Below are 22157 nucleotides of genomic sequence, written 5' to 3' on the forward strand. Positions count from 1 at the left end.
CGACCGCTTCACCAGCTGTCCCGCTCCCCGGCATACGCCCGCACCGCCTCCGCCACCAGCCGCGCGTTGGACGGGGCGGGTTGCCCGTCCGGCAGGACCAGCGTGTCCTCCAGGCCGACGCGGGTCGCCAGTCCCAGCCGCCCCGCCAGCCTCAGCACGGGCCATGCGCTCCCGTCCGTGCCGTGCAGCAGCACCGGACGGCCGTGCGCGGTGCCGAGCCCGGCCAGCAGTTCCCGTGCGCCGTCCTCTGCCGTCTGCGGCGACGGGTCCGTCACCTCGGCGAGCACCCGCAGCACCTTCGGGCCGAGCGGCGAGCGCGCGAACCGTGCCGCCCCGTCCGTCCCGGACCAGATGCCGGCCTCGACGGCGACGCCCGCCCCGATCAGGGCGGCGGCCAGTTCCTCGGCGCCCGGTTCGTGCCAGTTGACCGAGGCGTGGTCGGGAAGCACGGTCCAGCCGCGCACCCGTTCCAGCCGGGCGGCCGGATCGGGCTCGGCCCAGGCGCCGGTGGTCACCCCGACCGGCACGGGCACCCGCCGGCGGATCGCCTCCAGCGTCGCCGCCACCACGCGCGGGGACACGGAGTCGTGCCCGCACGGCGTCTTGGGATGGACATGGACGTCGACCGCCCCGGCCGCGACCGCCCGCGCCGCGGCCTCGGCCATCGCCTCGGGCGTCAACGGCACCCTGGCGCCGTCGGCGGCCTCGCGCGTCCCGTTGAGACAGACCTGCACGCTCACCATGCTCCGATGGTCGCAGCCACCACCGGCAACCGCCCCGGTCCCGCATGCCGCCCGCGTGCGCGGCGAGTCATTCGTCGATCAGGGGGTGCGGCATCCCCTTCGCACCCCCGGCCGGCCCGCGGCGGACGGCACTTGGCCGCCGCGCGTTCCCCCGTTCCCCCCGTGGCCGTGGCACTCGCGGTGTCTCAGGCGGACATCAGCAGTCGTTCGCGCCTGGCATACGCCAGGGCCTCGGGCGTGAGCACGGGGCGCGGGACGAGGATTCCGCAGTCCGTGCAGACCGGGCCCGACGAGGGCTCGTGATCCAGGTCGTACTTCCACTGCAGGCGCTCCCCGTCACACACGGGGCACGCCGCTCCGGGTTCGCGCTCCAGCGCGGCGATCAGCCGCCGCAGCACCTCGGCCAGCGGCTCGCCCGGGTGCACCTCGGGGTCGTCGCACCAGGCGACCCCGAAACCGCCCCAGGTCAGCCTGTGCCAGTCGTCCACCGTGCCCGGCCGGCGCAGTCCGTCGTGCTTCTCCTTCTTGCGTCGCTCGGCGAACTCGACCTCGTAGGCCAGCCACACCGCCCGCGCCGCCTCCAGCTCCTCCAACGCGGCCACGAGCCGCGCAGGGTCGGGAGAACGGTCCTCCGGGCCGAAGCCGGCCCGGGTGCACAAGTGGTCCCAGGTCGCCCTGTGCCCGTAGGGGGCGAACCGCTCAAGGCACTTGCGCAGCGAGTAGCGCCGTAGCGCGAGATCGCATCGGGGGTCGCGTACCTGTCTCGCCAGACTCCGGAAACCGGCCATCGCCCTGCACCTCCGTCACACCTGCACCTGTACTTCGGTCACTTCGGCGTCGTCGTACGGACGTCGACGAATAGACGTATCGACCGGCGATTCGGCTCCATCCGTCTTCCTCCACGTGACGACTGCCACTCGCGGACGGTCGTTGCGACCCGCAAAGTGACGCACGTTCGTTCTCCCTGCCGGCGCACCCGCGTGTCGCGCTGGACAGACTGAGAACTCCGCACAGATCTCACGGGTTCCTGAAGACGGCTCGCGTATGCGTCCTGATTGCCGGTCTTTTGTCCCCGCGTCCCCTCGGCGCCTGGGCGGCGCGGCCGTGCAGGCCGCCGCGCCGCCTCGACCTACGCCGTCGCGAACGTCGTCACCCCGGGTGCCGCTCAGCGGTAGAGGAGGTACTGCCGCCGCGTCTTGCGGAACGCCGCCAGCTCCTGCTCCCAGCCCGCCACCACGTCGCCGGTGTCCGCCCCGGCGTCGATCATCGTGCGGACGAGCGTGGAGCCGGTGAGTTTGTCGATCCAGTTGTCCGAGCGCCAGGCGAAGCCGCTCCACGTCCGCCTGGCGGTGATCAGCAGGGCGATCCCGGTGCGCACGGGGTCGAACGCCGCCCGGTCGTGCACGTGCAGCTGGACGCCACCGATGGTCCGGCCCTGGAACTTGGAGAAGGTGGGCGCGAAGTACGCCTCCCTGAAGTGCACCCCCGGCAGGCCGAGTTCGTTCGCCGCCGCCGCCCACCGGCGGTCGATCCCCTCCGCCCCGAGCAGTTCGAACGGGCGTGTGGTGCCGCGGCCCTCGGAGAGGTTCGTGCCCTCGAAGAGACAGGTGCCCGCGTAGACGAGCGCGGTGTCGGGCGTCGGCATGTTGGGGCTCGGCGGTACCCACGGCAGCCCCGAGGCGTCGTGGAAGTCCGACCGCCGCCAGCCGGTCATACGGACGACGTCCAGGGGCACCGGCGAGGCCAGGAACTCCTCGTTGAACAGCAGCGCCAGCTCCGCGACGGTCATGCCGTGGGACTGCGAGACGGGCTGCCGTCCCACGAAGGTGGCGAACTCCTTGTGCAGCACCGGCCCTTCGGCCGACACCCCGGCGACCGGGTTCGGCCGGTCCAGCACGACGACGCGCTTGCCGGCGAGCCCCGCCGCCTCCATGCAGTCGTACAGCGTCCAGATGTAGGTGTAGAAGCGGGCACCCACGTCCTGGATGTCGAAGACGATCGTGTCCACGCCGGAGGCCGTGAAGATGTCGGCCAGGGGCTGTCCGCTCTTCTGGTAGGTGTCGTAGACCGGCAGGCCGGTGGCGGGGTCGTCGTGGCGGCCCTCGGAGCCGCCGGCCTGGGCGGTGCCGCGGAAGCCGTGCTCCGGACCGAAGACCGCGGTGAGGTTCACCCGGTCGTCGGCGTGCATCACGTCGACGATGTGGCGCACGTCCCGGGTGACGCCGGTCGGGTTGGTGACGACGCCGACGCGGTCTCCGTCGAGGAGGCGGTAGCCTCCGGCGGCCAGAGACTCGAAGCCGGTGCGCAGCCGGTGGCCGCCGCCCGCGGCAGCCGCCGCCGGGGCGGCCGCGGTGGCCGCGACCGTCGCTGTGGTGGTGGCGAGCAGGCTGCGCCGGGACAGCTTCATACGGTGGCCTCCGTGGTCGCCTTGGAGGTCATGGCGGTGGAGGTCATGGCGGTGGGTGTCATGGCGGTGGGTGTCATGTTCACGCACGCTAGCGCCGGTCGGCGCTCCCGGGAACGAACCGGGCCGGACTTCGGCCGGGGCATCGCCCTTCCGCCCCACATACCGACCGGTTAGTCTGACCGCGCGGGGCTGAGCCGAGGCGCGTCGAAGGAGACCGATGGTGGGAGCCGTACAGGGTGCCGGAGTGGTCGTCACCGGAGCGGGAGGCGGGATCGGGGCCGCGCTGGCCCGGAGGTTCGCCGCCGAGGGCGGGCGGGTCGTGGTCAACGACCTCGACGCGGACAAGGCCAGGAGCGTCGCCGACGAGATCGGCGGCATCGCCGTCCCCGGCGACGCCTCCGCGATCGTCGCCGAGGCCAAGGACGCGCTCGGCGGTGCCGTGGACGTGTACTGCGCCAACGCCGGAGTCGGCTCCGGAGGTTCCGAGGCGGCCCCCGAGGAGGTCTGGCAGCTGGCCTGGGACGTCAACGTGATGGCGCACGTGCGCGCCGCCCAGGCCCTGCTCCCCGACTGGCTGGAACGCGGCAGCGGGCGCTTCGTGTCCACCGTGTCGGCCGCCGGGCTGCTCACCATGATCGGCGCCGCCCCCTACAGCGTCACCAAGCACGGTGCCTACGCCTTCGCCGAGTGGCTGTCCCTCACCTACCGCCACCGGGGCGTGCGGGTGCACGCCATCTGCCCGCAGGGTGTGCGCACCGACATGCTCGCCGCCACCGGCAGCGCCGGCGACCTGGTGCTGGTGCCGACCGCGATCGAGCCCTCGGACGTGGCCGACGCGCTGTTCGAGGGGATCGAGGAGGACCGCTTCCTGATCCTGCCCCACCCCGAGGTCGCCGGGTACTACCAGGCCAGGGCCGCCCACCCCGACCGCTGGCTGACCGGCATGAACCACATCCAGCAGAAGTGGGAGTCGGCCACGTGACCGGCTCCCGCTACGCCGCGAAACCCTGGAGGCGCCCGTGGACCCGGCCTCGGGGACCCTGGCCGTGGGCGTACCCGGCCCCGACACCGTCGTGCGGATCGTCGACGACGAGGACGAGGAGGTGCCGTTCGGCATGCAGGGCGAGATCGTCGTCCGTGGGCCGCAGGTCGTGCCCGGCTACTGGCGGCGGCCCGGCGCCACCGGTGAGACGTTCCCCGGCGGTGAGCTGCGCACCGGGGACATCGGGTTCATGGACGCCGAAGGATGGCTGTACGTGGTCGACCGGAAGAAGGACATGATCAACGCGTCCGGCTTCAAGGTCTGGCCGCGCGAGGTCGAGGACGTGCTGTACACCCATCCGGCGGTGCGCGAGGCCGCGGTCGTCGGGGTGCCCGACGGCTACCGGGGAGAGACCGTCAAGGCCTGCATCAGCCTCCGTCCGGGGGCCGCGCCGGGCCCGGGCGAACTCGCGGCGTACTGCAGGGAGAGACTGGCCGCGTACAAGTACCCGCGGCTGGTGGAGATCCTGCCGGACTTGCCGAAGACGGCGAGTGGGAAGATCCTCCGTCGGGAGTTGCGCTCCCGTTCGCGAGAAGGTCAGTAGGACATCACGGAAGGCAGGTGGCGGCAGTGCCCAGGACGACGGACACGGACGGGACGCCTGTGCCGCAGCGGCTGCTGGCCGCCGCCACCCGGCTCTTCGCGGAGCAGGGCTACGACCGCACCTCGGTGCAGGAGATCGTGGAGGCGGCGGGCGTCACCAAGGGAGCCCTGTATCACTACTTCGGCTCCAAGGACGACCTGCTGCACGAGGTGTACGCGCGCGTGCTGCGCGTTCAGCAGGAACGACTTGACGCCTTCGCGGACGCCGACGAGCCGGTGGAGAAGCGGGTGCGGGACGCCGCGGCGGACGTGGTGGTGACCACCATCGAGAACCTCGACGACGCGTCGATCTTCTTCCGCTCCATGCACCACCTCAGCCCGGAGAAGAACAAGCAGGTCCGTGCGGAGCGCCGGCGCTACCACGAGCGCTTCCGCGCGCTGATCGAGGAGGGCCAGCAGACGGGCGTGTTCTCCACGGCGACCCCGGCCGACCTCGTGGTCGACTACCACTTCGGCTCCGTCCACCATCTGTCCACCTGGTACCGCCCCGACGGCCCGCTCAGCCCGCAGCAGGTCGCCGACCACCTGGCCGACCTGCTGCTGCGGGCGCTGCGGCCCTGAGCCGCTTCGCGTGAGGGGGCGGCCGGCACGGCGACCACCCCCTCACGCACCAGCTCACAGGTACTTCTTCAGCTCCCGCCGCGCCAGGGAGCGCTGGTGCACCTCGTCCGGGCCGTCCGCGATCATGAGCGTGCGCGCGCCCGCGTACAGCTCGGCCAGTGGGAAGTCCTGGCTCACGCCGCCCGCGCCGTACAGCTGGATCGCCTTGTCGAGGATGCCGACGACGGTGCGGGGTGTGGCGATCTTGATGGCCTGGATCTCCGTGTGGGCGCCCCTGTTGCCGACCGTGTCCATCATCCACGCTGTCTTCAGCACCAGCAGCCGCAGCTGCTCCACGGCGACGCGGGCGTCCGCGATCCAGTTGTGGACCACACCCTGCTGGGCCAGCGCCTTGCCGAAGGCGTTCCGGGAGACGGCCCGTCGGCACATCAGCTCGATCGCCCGCTCCGCCATGCCGATCAGCCGCATGCAGTGGTGGATCCGGCCGGGGCCGAGCCGGGCCTGGGCGATGGCGAACCCGCCGCCCTCCTCGCCGACGAGGTGGGAGACCGGCACGCGCGCGTGGTCGAAGACGACCTCGGCGTGGCCGCCGTGGGAGTGGTCCTCGTAGCCGAAGACCTGCATCGCCCGCTTGACCGTCACCCCCGGGGTGTCGCGGGGGACCAGGACCATCGACTGCTGGCGGCGGAGGTCCGGGCCGTCCGGGTCGGTCTTGCCCATCACGATGAAGATCTTGCAGTCCGGGTTCATCGCCCCGGAGATGTACCACTTGCGGCCGGTGACGAGGTAGTCGTCGCCGTCCCGCTCGATGTGCGTGGTGATGTTGGTGGCGTCCGAGGAGGCCACGTCGGGCTCCGTCATCGCGAAGGCCGACCGGATCTCACCGGCGAGCAGCGGTTCGAGCCACTGCTTCTTCTGGGCGTCGTCGCCGAACTGCGCGAGCACCTCCATGTTCCCGGTGTCCGGCGCGGCACAGTTCGTCGCGGTCGGCGCGAGCTGCGGGGAGCGGCCGGTGATCTCGGCGAGCGGGGCGTACTGGAGGTTGGTGAGGCCCGCGCCGTGCTCGGCGTCCGGGAGGAAGAGGTTCCACAGCCCCTGGCGGCGTGCCTCCGCCTTCAGCTCCTCGACGACCGCCGGGGTGTCCCACGGGGAGGCGAGCGCGGCCCGCTGCTCCTCGGCCACGGCCTCGGCCGGGTACACGTACTCGTCCATGAAGGCGAGCAGCCTGGCGCGCAGCTCCTCGGTGCGTGCGTCGAACGCGAAGTCCATGCCGGTCAGCCTTCCTGAAGTGTGGTGAGACCGTGCTCGATGAAGACGGGAACGAGGTCGCCGATGCGGTCGAAGCCGGGGCCGACCGTCTGGCCCAGGGTGTAGCGGTAGTGGATGCCCTCCAGGATCACGGCGAGCTTGAACCAGGCGAACGCCGTGTACCAGGAGACGGCTCCGGCATCGCGCCCGGAGCGGGCCGCGTACCGCTCGATCAGCTCGGCCGGGCTCGGATGTCCCGGCGCCTCGGCGGTGGTGGAGACCGGCGACTTCGGCATGCCGAGCGGCATGCTGTACATCACCAGCAGGCCCAGGTCGGTCAGCGGGTCGCCGAGCGTGGACATCTCCCAGTCGAGGACGGCCGTGATCCTGTCGTCGGCGCCGACCAGGACGTTGTCGAGGCGGAAGTCGCCGTGCACGACGGCCGGGGCGGGGGAGGCGGGCAGGTCACGGCCGAGGGCCGCGTGCAGCTCGTCGATGCCGGCCAGTTCCCGGTTGCGGGACGCGTCCAGCTGCTTGCCCCAGCGGCGCAGCTGGCGGTCCAGGAAGCCCTCCGGGCGGCCGAAGTCGGCGAGCCCGACCTCCGCGGGGTCCACGGCGTGCAGTTCGACCAGGGTGTCCACCAGGGACAGCACCACCTGGCGGGTGCGCTCGGGACCGAGCGGGGCGAGCTGGCCGGCGGTGCGGTACGGCGTGCCGGGCACGAACTCCATGACGTAGAACGGCGCCCCGAGCACCTCGTCGTCCTCGCACAGCAGCACCGTGCCCGGCACCGGCACCCCGGTCGGCCCCAGCGCGCTGATCACCCGGTGCTCGCGCCTCATGTCGTGGGCGGTGGCGAGGACGTGACCGAGCGGGGGCCGGCGCACCACCCACCGGGACTCGCCGTCGGAGACCGCGTAGGTGAGGTTCGACCTTCCGCCCTCGATCAGCCGGCCGGTCAGCGGGCCGCGCACCAGACCGGGCCGCTCACGGTCGAGCAGGCCGCGCAGTCGTACGGGGTCGAGGCCTGGCGGGTGGTCGGAAGCCATCGTCGCTCCTACGGACGTGTGAACGTGACCCGACCAATGATGCCGACCGGTCGGTATGCCGTCCAGAGTGCCGGCCCAACGTGATCGGCGCCACGATAGGCCGACAGCTCCCCGTGCGGGAGGCGGGGAGCTGCCGGAAGCCCTCGGAGTCCCTACCGCTCCGGTCTCAGTGGTCGTCCCAGTGCCCGTCGTGCTCGGCGTGCCGGTGACCGTCGTGGAGGTAGTCCATGTGGTCGCCGTGCGGCACCCGCATGTGGCCGCAGTTCTCGCCGTGCCGGTGGTCGTGGCCCTCGTGGGCGGTGTGGCCCGACGGTTCGCACTCGTCCCAGTGGTCGTCGTGCGCGCGGTGCAGGTGGCCGTCGTGCGCGTAGTCGATGTGATCGCCGTGCGGAACCTCGGCGTGCCCACAGGCCGGGCCGTGGGTGTGCGGGTGGGTGGAGTGTTCCTGGTGCTGAGTGGTCATGGTGGTCACCTTCGATGCGGGTGATGGACGACCGAAAGGCTGTCATGAGAAACGGGCATATCGGGGCATTCGGGCGTTCGTGGCGTCCGAGTTCCCTGGGGGGCTCGGGGCAGTGGTGGGGGCTGGGGTGATGGCCGGAACCGGTGACTGATCCGGCCGGCTCCCTGACACTGCCGCGGAGGTGGCGCCGCCGCCGCCGAGCTGCCGGCGATGTGGGAAGGCGGGTGGGGCCGGTGGTCGCCGGAACACCAGCGCCGGGGCGCACACCGCGGGCGGGCCGTGTTCGGTGCCGCCGGGTGCGGGCGGGCTGTGTTCGGTGCCGCCGGGTGCGGGCGGGCCGTGTTCGGTGCCGCCGGGTGCGGGCGGGCTGTGTCCGGTGCCGCCGGGTACGAACGGGCCGTGTCCAGTGCCGTCGGGTGGCGGCCGTGGCCGGTGGTGCCGGGGCTGTGGCGGTGGCCCGTGGCACGGTGCCGGGGTGGAGGCGGGCCGTCCGGTGGTGGCCGTGGCCGGTGGCGTCGGGGAGGCGGGGGGTCGTCAGAACACCAGCGCCGAGGCGCACACCGCCAGCGCGAGCGTGCACAGGGTCGCCGCGGCGGCGTAGCGGGGAGTCAGGGCCGGGGGACGCCCGGACGCCTCGAGGGTGCGGATGCGGGTGTGGGCGACCAGCAGGAAGCCCAGCCACAGGACGCAGCACAGGGCGCAGGCGATGATCCGGAGCGCCGAAGGATCGCCGTGCAGGGTCGTGCGTGCCGCGAGCACCGCGGCGACGGTGCCGGAAAGGGTCGTACGCCGCCACGCGAGCCGGGTCCGCTCGGGCTGGAGCCCGGGGTCGCGCTCCGGGGTGCCGACGGCACTCACCCCTCCCATCCCGCGAGCACCACGACGACCATCGCCACCGCCACCACCGCCACCACGACGCTCAGCAGCGCCGGGAACCGGGAGACCGGCAGATCCTCGCCCCGGCGCATCGCGCGCTCGCAGCGCATCCAGTGGTTGACCGCGCGCAGCGAGCACAGGACGCCCGCCCCCAGCAGCGCGAGGGCGAGCCCGACCCGCCAGCCCCATCTGAGGTCCGGCAGGAACTGGTCCACCGCGAACCCGCCGCCGATCAGCGCGAGCGCGGTGCGCAGCCAGGCCAGGAACGTGCGCTCGTTCGCCAGCGAGAACCGGTAGTCGGGCGTGTCGCCTTCCTCCCGGATCCGCTGGGGCCCGAACCAGAGCCGGACGTTTCGCGCGAGTTCGATCACGTGCACGACCCTATCGGGAGCGGCGCGCGCGGCGCGGTCAGCGCCGGTGCGCCTCCAGCCGGTGGTACGCCGCCAGGCCGTCCGGCACCCACTCCCACTCGCCGAGCCGCCGCCGTACCTCCTCCTCGGGCAGGAAGTCGTGCCAGGCGACCTCCTCGGCCTGCGGGCTGACCGGGAGCTCGCAGCGGACCTCGTACACGGCGGACCACCAGCTCAGACCGGCCCCGTCGTCGTAGCGGAACTTGAAGAGGAACGAGGGGCGGGGCAGGCCGCTGACGCCGAGTTCCTCCTCGGCCTCGCGCAGTGCCGCGTCGTCGTAGGACTCGCCCGCGCCGACGACGCCGCCGACGAACATGTCGTACAGCGAGGGGAAGAGCAGCTTGGTGGGTGTGCGGCGGTGCACGAACACCCTGCCCTCGGCGTCCCGGGCCTGGACGAACACGCATCGGTGCGGCAGGCCGCGCGCGTACACCTCCCCGCGCGGGAACTGCCCGACCACGCGGTCGTGCTCGTCGACGACGTCGAGGATCTCGTCTGCAGCGCTCATGGGGGCCATCCAAGCAGCCCGCGTCGCCACGGCTCGTGTGGGACCGGCGCCGGATACGCCGCACCGGCGGCCCGCCGGGGCACCGCGTCACGCGTCGCCGGCGGGAACCCGGGCAGGCCGGGCCGCCGGTGTCCGGGTGAGTCCGGGCGGCGCGTGGTCCTGGCCTCCTGGATGCGCGCGAAGCGGCCCGCAGGCGTGGAGCGGGCGGTGACCCGGCGCCGGCCCGGCGGGGTCAGCGTGCCGTCGCGCCCTGGAGCGCCGGTGCCGGGACGGTCGCCCGCACCACCGTCGCGCGGGGCATCGCCGGGTGCATGCCGAGGAGCACGATCCCCGTCACCACGGCCGCCAGTCCCGTCGCCTGCCAGGCCAGCGCGCCGGCGTCCATCCGGAGCCGGTCGCCGAGGAAGCCGACGCCGCAGATGATGCCGGCCAGCGGCTGCGCGGCGGTCAGGGCGGGCAGCGACTTGCACAGCGACCCGGTCTCGAACGCGCTCTGCACCAGGATCAGCCCCGTGACGCCGATGAGCAGCACGGCGTACGGCTGCCAGGAGGTGAGGAGCCCGGCCAGGCCGCTCGCGGCGAAGCGGTCGCCGGTGACCCGGGTCAGCGCGTCCTGCACGCCGTACAGCAGGCCGGCCCCCACGGCCAGCATGACCGGGCCCGAGCTCACCCGGGAACGCTTGGCGCGCAGGGTCAGCAGCAGCGCCAGGCCCACCATCGCGCCGATGATCGTCCACATCCGCTGGGGATCCGAGACCGCGGTCCCGGCGCGGGGCTGACCGGCCACGATGAACATGGTCACGCCACCCGCCAGCAGCGCCAGGCCCGCCCAGCCCTGACGGCCCAGTGGCCGCCCCGTCCGGCGGCGGGACAGGCCGAGGGCGAACAGCAGGTTGGTCGCCAGCAGCGGCTCCACCAGGGAGAGCTGCCCCTGCCCGAGCGCCGCCGCACCGAGGGCCATGCCGGCCACCATCAGCGCGATGCCGCCGAGCCAGCTCGGCACCTTCATCAGGTCGAGCAGCAGGCGGGGGGAGAGGAAGTCGGCGCGCGGCGCGTGCTGGGCCGCGCTCTGCTGCAGGACGAAACCGAAGCCCAGGCAGCAGGCGGCACTCACGGCGAGAACCAGGACCAGGACCGACAAGCTGCCTACCTCGATGATCATCATGGGGCGTGGGGGTGTGGGCACCGCCGAGGGGCGGTGCGGCGCACCGCGTCGTCGCGGTCGCGTGAGTCACGGTGGCCGGCGTGGGGGCCGGAAACGTGGGCGTGACGTTCCCGCCATGGTCAGGGGCCGCATGCCAAGGCGCTATGACGTACGTCACACTGACCGGCCCGGTGGGTGATCCACGCGCCGCCGGCGGGCGTCAACTCCAGGACGGACCTGCGAGGTTGGCCTCGGCCGGGTGGCTCCAAACCTTGGCGACAGGCTTCGGCCACGGCGCTGCCGTGACGCATCTGACGGCCCCGGACCGTTGCCCGGGGCAATTCACCGCGTCGTCCTCGCCTCTGTCGCCCTCAGCCCTGGTGGAAGCCAGGGTGTCGTCACCCCCGGTCCAGGCCGGGATTACCGAATTCTGACGGCCACCGGCGATCCCTGGCCCGCCTGCCCCCACCGGTGCTCGAATGGACGGGTGAACTCCGGACAACCCGAGCAGGAGGGCCGGCCGATCGGCCGCCGCGTCCTGCTCGGCACCCTCGGCCTGGGCGCCCTCGGCGTGGTCGCCGCGCCCACCCTGCAACGCGGACTGGAGTCCTTCCTCGGCGGCGCCGCCGACAAGGACCCCACGGGCCTGACCGGCCTGCTCCCGAACGGTGGCGGCTTCCGCTACTACTCCGTCGCCGCATCCGTCCCCCGCAAGAACGCCACCACCTACCGCCTCACCGTCGACGGGCTGGTGGACCGGCCGCGCGCCTACACGCTGCCGGAACTGCGCGCCCTGCCGCAGACCCGCCTGGTGCGGGACGTGCAGTGCGTCACCGGCTGGCGTGTCCCCGACACCCCCTTCGAGGGCGTCCGGCTGTCCCGGCTGCTCGACGCGGCCGGCGTACGCCGCACCGCGAGGGCGGTCCGCTTCACCTGCTTCGACGGCACCTACTCGGAGAGCCTCACCCTCGACCAGGCCCGCCGCGCCGACGTCCTGGTGGCGCTGCGCATGCAGGACGAGGACGTCAGCCACGCCCACGGCGGTCCCGTCCGCCTCTACGTGGCGCCGATGTACTTCTACAAGTCCGCGAAGTGGCTCTCCGGCATCACCGTCACCGAGGAGGTGCAGCCGGGCTACTGGGAGGAGCGCGGCTACGACACCGACGCCTGGGTCGGACGCTCGAACGGACGGGACGATGAGCCTACGAGCTGACGCGCCCGTCCGGGCCACCCGCGTCCATCGGTTCAGCCGGTCCGAACGGTGGGTGCACCGCGCGTCCGCCGCCCTGATGGGGGTGTGCGTCCTGACGGCGGCATGCCTGTACGTCCCCGAACTCGCGCAGCTCGTCGGCCGCCGCGCCCTCGTCGTCACCGTCCACCAGTGGGCGGGCCTGATCCTGCCGGTGCCGGTCCTGCTGGGCCTCGCCTCCCGCGCCTTCCGCTCCGACCTGCGGCTGCTGAACCGCTTCGGTCCGCACGACCGGGTCTGGCTGCACGCCGCCCTGCGCCGTGACAAGCGGCACTCGGCACGTCCGGCGGGGAAGTTCAACGCCGGGCAGAAGGTCTACGCCGCCTGGGTCGCCGGGGCCACGCTGGTGATGCTGGGAACGGGCCTGATCATGTGGTTCACCGACCTCACCCCCTTGGTCTGGCGGACCGGCGCGACGTTCGTCCACGACTGGCTGGCCCTCACCCTCGGCATCGTCCTCGCCGGTCACATCGGCATGGCGCTCGCGGACCCCGAGGCCCGGCGGGGGATGCGCACGGGTGAGGTGAGCCGGGAGTGGGCGCGACGGGAGCACTCGCTGTGGCGCCACCCGGAGGACTGAGGGCGCCGCCCGACGGGACGACGATCCCGCCGCGCCGCACCCGCCGGTGTCCGGCGGGTGCGGCCACCCCCAGGCCACCCCCGCACCTTCGACGTCACGCCAGGGCGATCCCGCCGCCGGCGCCGAAGAGGGGGGTGAGCCGTCCTCACCTCTATGAACCGCCCTCGCCTGTGAACGCCTACATGAACAAGGACAACAGAAGGACGAAGGCGCCCGCGACCACCGAGATGATCGTCTCCATGACCGACCAGGTCTTGAGCGTCTGGCCGACGGTGAGCCCGAAGTACTCCTTCACCAGCCAGAAACCGGCGTCGTTGACATGGCTGAAGAAGAGCGAACCGGCGCCGATGGCCAGCACCAGCAGGGCCGTCTCACCGGTCGACATGCCGGCGGCGAGCGGCGCGACCAGACCGGCCGCCGAGACGGTCGCCACGGTCGCCGAACCCGTCGCCAGCCGGATCGCCACCGCGATCAGCCAGGCCAGCAGCAGCGCCGGAATCGACCAGTCCTTGGAGATGTCCAGGATCATCTGGCCGACGCCGGTGTCGATCAGCGTCTGCTTGAAGCCGCCGCCCGCGCCGACGATCAGCAGGATGCCGGCGATCGGCGCGAGGCCCTTCTCCACGAGTCCGGAGACGCGCTCCTTGCCGAACCCGGCGGGGCGCAGCAGCGTGAAGATGCCCAGCAGCACGGAGGCGAGCAGCGCGATGAGCGGGGAGCCGACGACGTCGAAGACGCGCTGGGTGGTGTTCTCGGGGTCGTCCACGACGATGTCGACCAGTGCCTTGGACAGCATCAGGATGACCGGCAGCAGGATGGTGAGCAGGGTGGCGCCGAACCCGGGGCGCCGCTCCAGCTCCTCGGACGCCCGCTGCGGGATCATCCGCTCCGGTGCCGGGACGTCCACCCAGCGGGCGGCGTACCGGGAGAACAGCGGGCCCGCGATGATCACCGTGGGGATGGCGACCAGCACGCCGAGCGCCAGCGTCACGCCCAGGTCGGCCTTGAGCGCGTCGATCGCGACCAGCGGACCGGGGTGCGGCGGGACCAGGCCGTGCATGACGGACAGGCCCGCGAGCGCGGGGATGCCGATCCGCATCAGCGAGTAGTTGCCCCGCTTGGCGACCATGAGCACGACCGGGATCAGCAGCACGACGCCGACCTCGAAGAACAGGGGAAGGCCGATCACCGAGGCGATGAGCACCATCGCCCAGGGCATCGAACGCCCGCCCGTCTTCGCGAGGATGGTGTCGACGATCTCGTCCGCGCCGCCGGAGTCGGCGAGCATCTTGCCGAGGACGGCGCCCAGCGCGATCAGCACGCCGACGCCGGCGACCGTCGTGCCCAGTCCGGTGGTGAAGCTGGATATGACCTTGTCGAGGGGCGCCCCGGCGAAGGCTCCGAGCGCCAGTGAGCCGATGGTCAGTGCCAGGAAGGCGTGCAGCTTGAACTTGGTGATGAGCACGACGATGACGGCGATGCCCGCCAGTACGGCGATGCCCAGTTGAGCGTGTCCCGCCGAGGTGATCGGCTCGACGGGGTCCGCCGCCAGCATCTCGACGCTGAGTCTGGTCACGGGGGTTCCCTTGCAGGTACGGGGGTGGTGGAGGGGGTTACGGCGCCGAGGGCGACGGGGAGTCGAGGGTGTCCAGCGCGGCCACGGCGCGCGCGGTGATCTCCTCGGGGGTGCCGGAGACGTCGACCGCGACTCCCGCCTCGTCCGCCTGGAGCGGCTGCAACGTGGCGAACTGGGAGTCCAGCAGCGCGGCCGGCATGAAGTGGCCCCGCCGCTGCGTCATCCGGTCCTCGATGAGCTCCCGGTCGCCCGTGAGGTGCACGAACACGACTCCGGGAGCCGCGGCCCTGAGCCGGTCGCGGTACGACCGCTTCAGCGCCGAGCTGCTGACCACCCCGCCCAGCCCGGTCCGCTCGTGGGCCCAGGCTCCGATGGCGTCCAGCCACGGCCACCGGTCCGCGTCGTCGAGCGGGGTGCCGGCCGTCATCTTGTCGATGTTGGCCTGCGGGTGGAAGTCGTCGCCCTCGGCGTAGGGAACGCCGAGCCGGGCGGCGAGCAGCGGACCGATCGTGGTCTTGCCCGTGCCCGAGACGCCCATCACCACGACGACGTGGGGGGTACGCATGACTGCCTCGCTGTCTTCCTCGACATACGACGTCGCATCCGACGTCGGCCAAATGAAACCTTTTAGGTACGACGAATTCAAGAGGCTGTGACGAATAAGTCTGACTTTTTGTTGGCGTGATCCGGCCCGTACGCTGTGTGCATGAGCACGATGGGCCGGGGGCTGCACGGCCGCGTACTGGACACCCTCGGCCCCGAGATCACGGCGGGTGAGTACCCCCCGGGCAGCGTGCTGCGCACGGACGAACTGGCGCAGCGTTTCGACGTCTCACGCTCGGTGATGCGCGAGGCGGTCCGGGTTCTGGAGTCGATGCACCTCGTCGAGTCCCGCCGCCGGGTGGGCGTCACGGTCCGCGCCAGGACCGAGTGGAACGTGTACGACCCTCAGGTCATCCGCTGGCGGCTGGCCGGCGCCGACCGCCCCCACCAGCTGCGGTCCCTGACCGTGCTGCGCTCCGCGGTCGAACCGGTCGCGGCGGGACTCGCCGCCCGGAACGCCACCGCCGAGCAGTGCGCCGAGCTCACCCAGTGCGCGCTCGGCATGGTCGCCCACTCACGCGGGCACCAGCTGGAGGGCTATCTCCTCCACGACGTGGCCTTCCACCGCGTGATCCTCAACGCCTCCGGCAACGAGATGTTCGCCCGCCTCGGTGACGTCGTCGCCGAGGTGCTGGCCGGCCGCACCCATCACGACGTGATGTTCGAGGATCCCGACCCGGCCGCCGTCACCCTGCATGTCAAGGTCGCGGAGGCGGTGCGTGAGGGTGACGCGGAACGCGCGGAGGGGCTGACCCGGGAGATCACGGTCGGCGCGCTCCAGGAACTGGACATCCTCGCGCCGTAGGGCCGTCGCCGGTGCGCGGCGGCGGCCGCCGCTCAGTCGAGGAAGTCCCCGTCGACGTACGTCCACGCCCCGCCGGCCCGCTCGAACCGGCTGCGCTCGTGCAGCGAGCCGCCGGTGAAGGACGCCCGGAACGTCACCGTCCCCGTGCTGTGGAACGCCGACCCCCCGGTCGTGCCGAGAATCTCCAGCCCCGTCCAGCGCGTCCCGGCGTCGAGGCCGAGCTGCGCCGGGCGCGTGCGCGGATGCCAGGTCCGCAGCAGATACCCCTCGTCGCGCCGGACGAAGGCGCTGTAGCGCGAGCGCATCAGAGCCTCGGCGGTCGGGGCCTCGGCGTCATCCCGATGGAATCGGCCGCAGCACCTCTCGTAGGTCTCCGCGAGACCGCACGGACATTCCGGGTTGCGCGCCGCTGCGGCGGAGTGTGGGCTGCGGGATCTGCCGGTGCGTCGGGACATGCGCCCCATTGTGCTGCACCCACGTGTGCTGCCCCCACGGCGTGTGTACGGGGTACTGATGCGGTGCGCGGAGCACCGCCGCCCATGAGAGGGGGTCTTGGCGCGCCGGTCCGGGATGTCCGCGGACATGGGCCGCCGCCCGGTCGCCGAGAACTGGCTGCGACGAGGAGGGCCCCGGCCCCGAGGTGACCGAGGCCGACCGCCGCTCCTACCCGGCCTGGCAGCACAAGCCCGGCTTCAAGGGCAAGTTCAACGGCAAGGAAGCGCACGGCATCCCGGGCAAGTCCAGCTGGGACAAGCTGAAGGTCCCGGACTCCTGAGCAGGGCCGTGGCTCCACGCCCTCCGGGGACGGGGAGCCACCCGCCGAGACCGTGGTGCCGGGCGCTCAGCCGCCGGGCGGGAAGGAGGGCCGGACGGGAATGCGCACGTCCTGCTCCGGCAGCGGCGGCAGCGCCCGCTCCTGCAGCCACGCCCGGAACAGCTCGTCCAGCGGCTCGGACGCGAACCGGGCGGCATGCGCGGTGAAGGCCGCCGTGGTGACCGCACCTCCCCGGTGCTGCCCCGCCCAGCCCCGCAGCATCCGGTAGAACGCCTCGTCCCCCAGCGCACACCGCACGGCGTGCACCACGAGCCCACCCCGCTGGTACAACCGGTCGTCGAACATCGACTTGCGCCCGGGATCGGCGAGTCTCAGATCCTGCGCCTGCCCCGCGAGCAACCGGTGGGCGGACGCCGCGTGCTGCTGCGCGGTCGGTCCGCCCGAGCGCTCCGACCACAGCCACTCGGCGTACTTCGCGAACCCCTCGTTCAGCCAGATGTGCCGCCAGTCCGCGAGGGACACGCTGTTGCCGAACCACTGATGCGCCAGCTCGTGCGCGATCAGCCGCTCCCAGCCCCGGGCCCCGTCCACATGGTTGGCGCCGAAGAGCGACAGCCCCTGCGCCTCCACCGGCACATCGAGCTCCTCCTCCGTCACGACGACGGCGTACTCCTCGAAGGGGTAGGGCCCGAAAAGCTCCTGGAACAGCTCCATCATCGCCGGCTGCCGGGCGAAGTCCCGCGAGAACTCCGGCAGCAGCTGCGCCGGGATGTGCCCGTGCTGCGGCACGCCGCCGGGGCCCGGGTCGCCGAGCAGCACCGTCCGGTACTTCCCGATGGCCAGCCCCACCAGATAGCTCGACGTCGGCGCGGGCTGCTCGTACACCCAGGTGGTCGTGGAGGCCTTCGTGGTACGCGTCAGCAGCCGCCCGCCGGCGACCACCGTGTAGGCGGACGGCGTGGTGACCGATATCTGGTACGCCGCCTTGTCGGCCGGCCGGTCGTTGCACGGGTACCACGACGGCGCCCCTACCGGCTGGCTCGCCACCAGCGCCCCGTCGACCAGTTCCTCCCAGCCGATCCCGCCCCACGGGCTGTTCACGGGCCTGGGGTTGCCCGACCAGTGCACCTCCACGGTGAACGCGGCCCCGGCCCGCACGGCCTTGCCCGGCCGTACCCGCAGGCGCCCACCCCGGTGCGTGTAGTGCGCCGGCCGGCCGTCCACCCGGACCCGCCCGAGCTTGAAGTCCGCGAGGTTGAGCTGGAACTCGGTGAGCGCGGCCCGCCCCGCGATGGCGTTGATCCGGGCCGTGCCCGCCAGCCGGTTCGGCCCCGGCCGGTAGTCCAGCGCGATCTCGTAGCGGTGCACCCGGTACCGGTGATCGCCGTTGGCCGGAAAGTACGGGTCCGGACCCGCCGCCTGCTGAACCGCCACTTCCGCGTCTGCTCCCTGCGCCGTGCTCGTACGACCTCCCTCGCCCCCCGGCACCGCCGAGGCGCCTACCGGCGCCATGCCTCGATCGGGTTGCCCAGCCACCGGGTGTCGTCCGGGACGGACTCCGCCGCCATCACGAGCGACGCGGGACCCAGTGTGGTGCGGGCCCCCACGGTGCTGCCGGGCAGGACGATCCCGCCAGGGCCGAGCGTCGCGCCCTCACGGAGAACCACAGTATCCGTCCGCAAGATCCGGTCGTGGAAGAGGTGGGTCTGCAGTACACAGCCCCGGTTCACGGTGCTCGCGTCCCCGAGGATGACCAGGTCCGCCTCCGGCAGCCAGTAGCTCTCCACCCAGGTGCCCCGGCCGATCCGTGCCCCGAGACCACGCAGCCAGGCCGTCATCACCGGCGTACCCGGCAGGGCGGTCGCCAGCCACGGCACGGCCAGCACCTCGACGAAGGTGTCCGCCAGTTCGTTGCGCCATACGAACCCGCTCCACAGCGGATGCTCCGCACCGCGGTGCCGGCCCACCAGCAGCCACTTGGCCAGCACGGACACGGCACCGGCGAGCACGCCCCCCGCGAGCAGCACGGCCCCGCCCAGCAGCCAGGCCCAGCCGCCCAGCGCGCACAGCGCGGCCACCGTCACCAGGGCCAGCCCCGCCGAGCAGAGCACCGGCACGATCCGGCACAGCTCCACCAGTGCCCGTGCCCACAGCAGCCGGGCCGGCGGATCGTACGTCCGGCTCCGGTCGCCGTCGGCCGCGCTGCGCGGCAGCTTCACCGGCGGCAGCCCCAGGTAGGAGCTGCCCTTCTTGGCCTTCTTGGGCGTCGCCGACAGCACGCCCACCAGCCCGCCGTCCGGCACGCTCCGCCCCGGCGCGGTCATGCCGGAGTTCCCGAGGAACGCCCGCCGCCCGATCTCCGCGCGCCCGATCCGCATCCATCCGCCGCCGAGCTCGTACGGCGCGGTCAGGGTGTCGTCGGCCAGGAAGGCGCCGTCCCCCACCGTCGTCAGCGTCGGCAGCGCGAGCACGGTCGAGACCTCGGCCCCGCGCCCGATCCGCATCCCGAGCAGCCTCAGCCACACCGGCGTGACGAGCCCGGCGTACAGCGGAAACAGCGTGTCCCGGGCCCGGTCCATCAGCTGCGTGACGGTCCACGCCTGCCACCCGGTCCTGCTGTGCGTGGGGTAGGTCCCCTCCCGCAGCCCCAGGCTCAGCAGCCGCACCCCGACGAGGATCAGCAGCGCGTACGCCGCCCCGAAGGCGAGCGTCGCCGGCACCAGCGCGAGCGCGGCGCCACCGAGGGCCTGCGCCAGGCCGTCGGCAGGGGCGACGAACAGGCGCGCCACCAGCAGGGCGGCACCCGCGCCCAGCACCGGCAGGGCCGACAGCGCGACCCCGGAGGTCCCGTACATCATCCGCCAGAACAGGCCACGCCCCGGCCGCTCCTTCGGCCAGTTGCGCTTGGCCTTGCCGAGCTTCACCGCGGGCGCGCCCGCCCACCGCTGCCCGGTCGGGACCTGCCGGGCGACCGCCGACCCCGGCGCGACCTCGGCCCGCTTGCCGACCCGCGCCCCCGGGAAAAGGATGCTGCGCGTACCGACCACGGCATGCGCGCCGACCTTCACCGGACCGATCTCCAGCCGGTCCCCGTCCAGCCAGTACCCGGACAGGTCGACCTCGGACTCGACGGCCGCGCCCCGGCCCAGCTTGAGCATGCCGGTGACCGGCGGCAGCGAATGCAGATCCACGTCCTGGCCGACCCGGGCACCGAGTGCCCGCGCGTACCGCTCCAGCCACGCCCCGGTCAGCGAGGTCGCGCCAGTGGCCTCGGCCAGCCGCTCCGCCGCCCACAGCCGCAGATGCACGTTTCCACCGCGCGGATGACGCCCCGGGCGCACGCCACGCAGCAGCAGCCGCGCCCCACCGGCGGCGAGCGCGAGCCGCCCCGGCGGGGTGAACAGCAGCACTGCCCCGGCTCCGACGGCCCACCAGGAGGCGGTCGGCAGCCAGGCGTACCCGCTCAGCACGTTTCCGAGGGCGGCCAGTACCACCATCCACCGCAGTCCGGTCAGCGCGGACAGCGGCACGAGAGCGAGAAGCTGGATCACCTGGGCACGCCGGGGCACCGGGGCGACCGTCCGCCGCGGGCCGTCGTCCCGCGCGGACTCCTGGAGCCGTCGCGCCAGCTTCCGCAAGGTGGGCTGCTGGTAGATGTCCAGCACGGCCGCGCCGGGGTAGCGGGTGCGCAGCCGCGTGGTCAGCTGGGCGGCGGCCAGACTGCTCCCGCCGATCGCGAAGAAGTCGTCGGACGGCGCCGTCACCGGAATCCCGAGCACCTCGGTCCACTGCTCGGCGAGCCAGGCCTCGGTGCCGTGGAGCTGCTCGGCCCTGACACCCGTCCCGACCCCCTCCAGGGGCCAGGGCAGGGCATCGCGGTCCACCTTCCCGGAGGTCCGCGTCGGCAGCTCGTCGACCGGCGCCAGCAGCGGTACCAGCGCCGCCGGCAACTCGGCCCGCAGCCGCTCCACCGCCACCCCCGCGTCCCAGCCCTCCTGGGTCACGACATAGCCCACGAGCAATTGGTTGCCGCTGCGTGCCGTCCGCACGGCTGCGGCGGCGCCCGCGACGCCCGGCAGCGCCTGCAACGCGGCGTCCACCTCACCCAGCTCGATCCGCCGCCCGCCCAGCTTGATCTGCTCGTCGGCCCGCCCGAGGAAGACCAGCCCCTCGGGCTCGGCCCGCACCACGTCACCGCTGCGGTACGCCCGTTCCCAGCCCAGTGACCCAAGCGGCGCGTACTTCTGCGCGTCCTTCTCGGCGTCGAGGTAGCGGGCGAGCCCCACGCCCCCGATCACCAACTGGCCGCTGCCGCCCATCGCGACGGGCTCCCCGGCCTCGTCCACGACGGCCAGCTCCCAGCCCCGCAGCGGCAGCCCGATCCGCACGGGTTCCTCGCCGCCCATCAGCGACGCACAGGCCACCACGGTCGCCTCGGTGGGCCCGTAGGTGTTCCAGACCTCGCGCCCCTCGGTCACCAGCCGCTGCGCCAGCTCGGGCGGACAGGCCTCACCGCCGAAGATCAGCAGCCGTTTGTCGTTGAGGGTCTCCGGCTCCCACAGCGCGGCCAGCGTCGGCACGGTCGACACGACCGTGATCTCCTGCTCGACCAGCCAGGGCCCCAGATCCGCCCCGCTGCGCACCTGCGCCCGTGGCACCGGCACCAGGCAGGCCCCGTACCGCCAGGCCAGCCACATCTCCTCGCAGGACGCGTCGAAGGCGACCGAGAGACCCGCCATGACCCGGTCGCCGGGCCCGATCGGATCCTCGGTCAGGAAGAGCGCGGCCTCGGCGTCCACGAACGCGGCGGCACTGCGGTGGCTGACGGCGACGCCCTTGGGCTTCCCGGTGGATCCGGAGGTGAAGATGATCCAGGCGTCGTGCTCCTCCCCGGGCCGCCCGGTGGCCGGGCCGCCCGTCCCAAGGACACTCACCTCGTGCCCGGCCCCGACGACGGCCCGCACCCCCGCCTCCCCGAACACCGATTCGGCCCGCTCGTCGGGGTCCTCGGCGTCCACGGGCACATAGGCGGCGCCGGCCGCCAGTACGGCGAGAATCGCGACGTACAGATCGTTGGTCCCCGACGGGACGCGGACGCCCACCCGGTCCCCGAGCCCCACCCCCGCGGCGGCGAGCCGCACGCGCAGCCGCTCCACCTCCACGGCGAGCGCCCGGTAGCTGAGCCGGACCGCCCCGTCGTCCAGGGCGAGTTCGTCCGGATGCGTCCGCACGGAGGCCTCGAAGATGTCCACGAGCGTGCGCGGGGAGGCCGCCGTCCCCCCGGAGAACCGTGCCCTGTCACCGAACTGTTCGCGGATCTCTTCGTCGAGCAGGCCGAGAGCGCTGCTCTCGTGTGTGGTTGCCATCGGGTCCTCGCGTCTCGATCCCGGAAGCCTCCGGGGCGCTGGCGGGCCCGCAGGTCTGCCTGGGGTTGTCCGGCTCCAGCTCCGTAACAAGCCGGAAATTTTAGTACGACGCTAGGTTCGTCGTTGTGCGGCGGCCACCTGGAGAGGCC

21 protein-coding genes and 1 pseudogene are annotated in these 22157 nt (G+C 72.8%); 7 read left to right on the forward strand and 15 right to left on the reverse strand.

The features are described from left to right. Nucleotides 1–8 precede the first annotated feature (8 nt). The 3 genes from ACGF8A_RS00360 to ACGF8A_RS00370 form a co-directional block, all read right to left on the reverse strand. Nucleotides 9–743 (reverse strand): 3-keto-5-aminohexanoate cleavage protein, encoded by a 735-nt coding sequence (locus ACGF8A_RS00360; protein WP_393102629.1) that lies wholly within the window; start codon nucleotides 741–743, stop codon nucleotides 9–11. A 185-nt stretch (nucleotides 744–928) separates the two neighbouring features. After that, the gene (locus ACGF8A_RS00365) at nucleotides 929–1531 is read right to left on the reverse strand and encodes a hypothetical protein (RefSeq protein WP_393102631.1); all 603 of its coding nucleotides are present in this window, start codon (nucleotides 1529–1531) and stop codon (nucleotides 929–931) included. A gap of 377 nt (nucleotides 1532–1908) precedes the next feature. Beyond that, on the reverse strand, nucleotides 1909–3150 hold the full coding sequence (locus tag ACGF8A_RS00370) for an exo-beta-N-acetylmuramidase NamZ domain-containing protein (protein ID WP_393102633.1): 1242 nt from the start codon (nucleotides 3148–3150) through the stop codon (nucleotides 1909–1911). A gap of 217 nt (nucleotides 3151–3367) precedes the next feature. Between ACGF8A_RS00370 and ACGF8A_RS00375 the strand changes: the two genes are divergently transcribed. The 3 genes and pseudogenes from ACGF8A_RS00375 (at nucleotide 3368) to ACGF8A_RS00385 (ending at nucleotide 5356) form a co-directional block, all read left to right on the forward strand. Continuing rightward, nucleotides 3368–4132, forward strand: coding sequence for an SDR family oxidoreductase (locus ACGF8A_RS00375; protein WP_393102635.1), 765 nt, complete (start codon nucleotides 3368–3370; stop codon nucleotides 4130–4132). Nucleotides 4133–4157: 25 nt separating this feature from the next. Then, a pseudogene (locus tag ACGF8A_RS00380) lies at nucleotides 4158–4736 on the forward strand (AMP-binding protein); the annotation flags it as partial. 26 nt (nucleotides 4737–4762) lie between these two features. Beyond that, entirely contained in the window at nucleotides 4763–5356 is a 594-nt protein-coding gene (locus ACGF8A_RS00385) for a TetR/AcrR family transcriptional regulator (protein WP_393102637.1), read from the forward strand. 54 nt (nucleotides 5357–5410) lie between these two features. Here the strand turns inward: ACGF8A_RS00385 and ACGF8A_RS00390 are convergent, their stop codons facing one another. The 7 genes from ACGF8A_RS00390 to ACGF8A_RS00420 all read right to left on the reverse strand — a co-directional run bounded on the left by ACGF8A_RS00390 (nucleotide 5411) and on the right by ACGF8A_RS00420 (nucleotide 11051). After that, nucleotides 5411–6625, reverse strand: coding sequence for an acyl-CoA dehydrogenase family protein (locus ACGF8A_RS00390; RefSeq protein WP_393102639.1), 1215 nt, complete (start codon nucleotides 6623–6625; stop codon nucleotides 5411–5413). Nucleotides 6626–6630: 5 nt separating this feature from the next. Then, entirely contained in the window at nucleotides 6631–7653 is a 1023-nt protein-coding gene (locus tag ACGF8A_RS00395) for a phosphotransferase family protein (protein WP_393102641.1), read from the reverse strand. Between the two features lie 166 nt (nucleotides 7654–7819). Further along, nucleotides 7820–8116 (reverse strand): hypothetical protein, encoded by a 297-nt coding sequence (locus ACGF8A_RS00400; RefSeq protein ID WP_393102643.1) that lies wholly within the window; start codon nucleotides 8114–8116, stop codon nucleotides 7820–7822. A gap of 534 nt (nucleotides 8117–8650) precedes the next feature. Continuing rightward, nucleotides 8651–8983 (reverse strand): DUF202 domain-containing protein, encoded by a 333-nt coding sequence (locus ACGF8A_RS00405; RefSeq protein WP_393102645.1) that lies wholly within the window; start codon nucleotides 8981–8983, stop codon nucleotides 8651–8653. Continuing rightward, nucleotides 8971–9363: a YidH family protein gene (locus ACGF8A_RS00410; protein ID WP_393102647.1), complete on the reverse strand. Its 393-nt coding sequence runs from the start codon at nucleotides 9361–9363 to the stop codon at nucleotides 8971–8973. Before ACGF8A_RS00410 ends, ACGF8A_RS00405 begins: the two co-directional genes overlap by 13 nt. Nucleotides 9364–9400: 37 nt before the next feature. Beyond that, nucleotides 9401–9910 (reverse strand): NUDIX hydrolase, encoded by a 510-nt coding sequence (locus tag ACGF8A_RS00415; protein ID WP_393102649.1) that lies wholly within the window; start codon nucleotides 9908–9910, stop codon nucleotides 9401–9403. Nucleotides 9911–10142: 232 nt separating this feature from the next. Beyond that, nucleotides 10143–11051: a DMT family transporter gene (locus ACGF8A_RS00420; RefSeq protein ID WP_393103157.1), complete on the reverse strand. Its 909-nt coding sequence runs from the start codon at nucleotides 11049–11051 to the stop codon at nucleotides 10143–10145. A gap of 490 nt (nucleotides 11052–11541) precedes the next feature. On the opposite strand from ACGF8A_RS00420, the gene ACGF8A_RS00425 reads away from it, so the two are divergent. Together ACGF8A_RS00425 and ACGF8A_RS00430 are read left to right on the forward strand one after the other, a co-directional pair. Continuing rightward, nucleotides 11542–12267, forward strand: a complete 726-nt coding sequence (locus ACGF8A_RS00425) for a molybdopterin-dependent oxidoreductase (RefSeq protein WP_393102651.1) — start codon at nucleotides 11542–11544, stop codon at nucleotides 12265–12267. Then, a complete protein-coding gene (locus ACGF8A_RS00430) occupies nucleotides 12251–12883 on the forward strand; it encodes a cytochrome b/b6 domain-containing protein (RefSeq protein WP_393102653.1) in 633 nt (210 codons plus the stop codon). The genes ACGF8A_RS00425 and ACGF8A_RS00430 overlap by 17 nt, the downstream gene beginning before the upstream one ends. Nucleotides 12884–13061: 178 nt before the next feature. Here ACGF8A_RS00430 and ACGF8A_RS00435 read toward each other — a convergent pair whose 3' ends face one another. Further along, nucleotides 13062–14459, reverse strand: coding sequence for a GntP family permease (locus tag ACGF8A_RS00435; RefSeq protein WP_393102655.1), 1398 nt, complete (start codon nucleotides 14457–14459; stop codon nucleotides 13062–13064). A gap of 37 nt (nucleotides 14460–14496) precedes the next feature. Continuing rightward, entirely contained in the window at nucleotides 14497–15024 is a 528-nt protein-coding gene (locus ACGF8A_RS00440) for a gluconokinase (protein ID WP_393102657.1), read from the reverse strand. A gap of 141 nt (nucleotides 15025–15165) precedes the next feature. Between ACGF8A_RS00440 and ACGF8A_RS00445 the strand changes: the two genes are divergently transcribed. After that, on the forward strand, nucleotides 15166–15867 hold the full coding sequence (locus tag ACGF8A_RS00445; protein WP_393102659.1) for a FadR/GntR family transcriptional regulator: 702 nt from the start codon (nucleotides 15166–15168) through the stop codon (nucleotides 15865–15867). A gap of 32 nt (nucleotides 15868–15899) precedes the next feature. Here the strand turns inward: ACGF8A_RS00445 and ACGF8A_RS00450 are convergent, their stop codons facing one another. Further along, entirely contained in the window at nucleotides 15900–16322 is a 423-nt protein-coding gene (locus ACGF8A_RS00450; protein WP_393102661.1) for a YchJ family protein, read from the reverse strand. Between the two features lie 185 nt (nucleotides 16323–16507). Here ACGF8A_RS00450 and ACGF8A_RS00455 point away from each other — a divergent pair, with 185 nt between their 5' ends. After that, nucleotides 16508–16642, forward strand: a complete 135-nt coding sequence (locus ACGF8A_RS00455) for a hypothetical protein (protein WP_393102663.1) — start codon at nucleotides 16508–16510, stop codon at nucleotides 16640–16642. Nucleotides 16643–16708: 66 nt separating this feature from the next. Here the strand turns inward: ACGF8A_RS00455 and ACGF8A_RS00460 are convergent, their stop codons facing one another. Further along, entirely contained in the window at nucleotides 16709–18076 is a 1368-nt protein-coding gene (locus tag ACGF8A_RS00460; protein WP_393102665.1) for a M1 family metallopeptidase, read from the reverse strand. Nucleotides 18077–18141: 65 nt separating this feature from the next. Beyond that, nucleotides 18142–22008: a Pls/PosA family non-ribosomal peptide synthetase gene (locus ACGF8A_RS00465; protein ID WP_393102667.1), complete on the reverse strand. Its 3867-nt coding sequence runs from the start codon at nucleotides 22006–22008 to the stop codon at nucleotides 18142–18144. Between the last annotated feature and the right edge of the window lie 149 nt (nucleotides 22009–22157).

This window comes from Streptomyces sp. NPDC047706 (assembly GCF_043204795.1).
Lineage (GTDB): Bacteria > Actinomycetota > Actinomycetes > Streptomycetales > Streptomycetaceae > Streptomyces.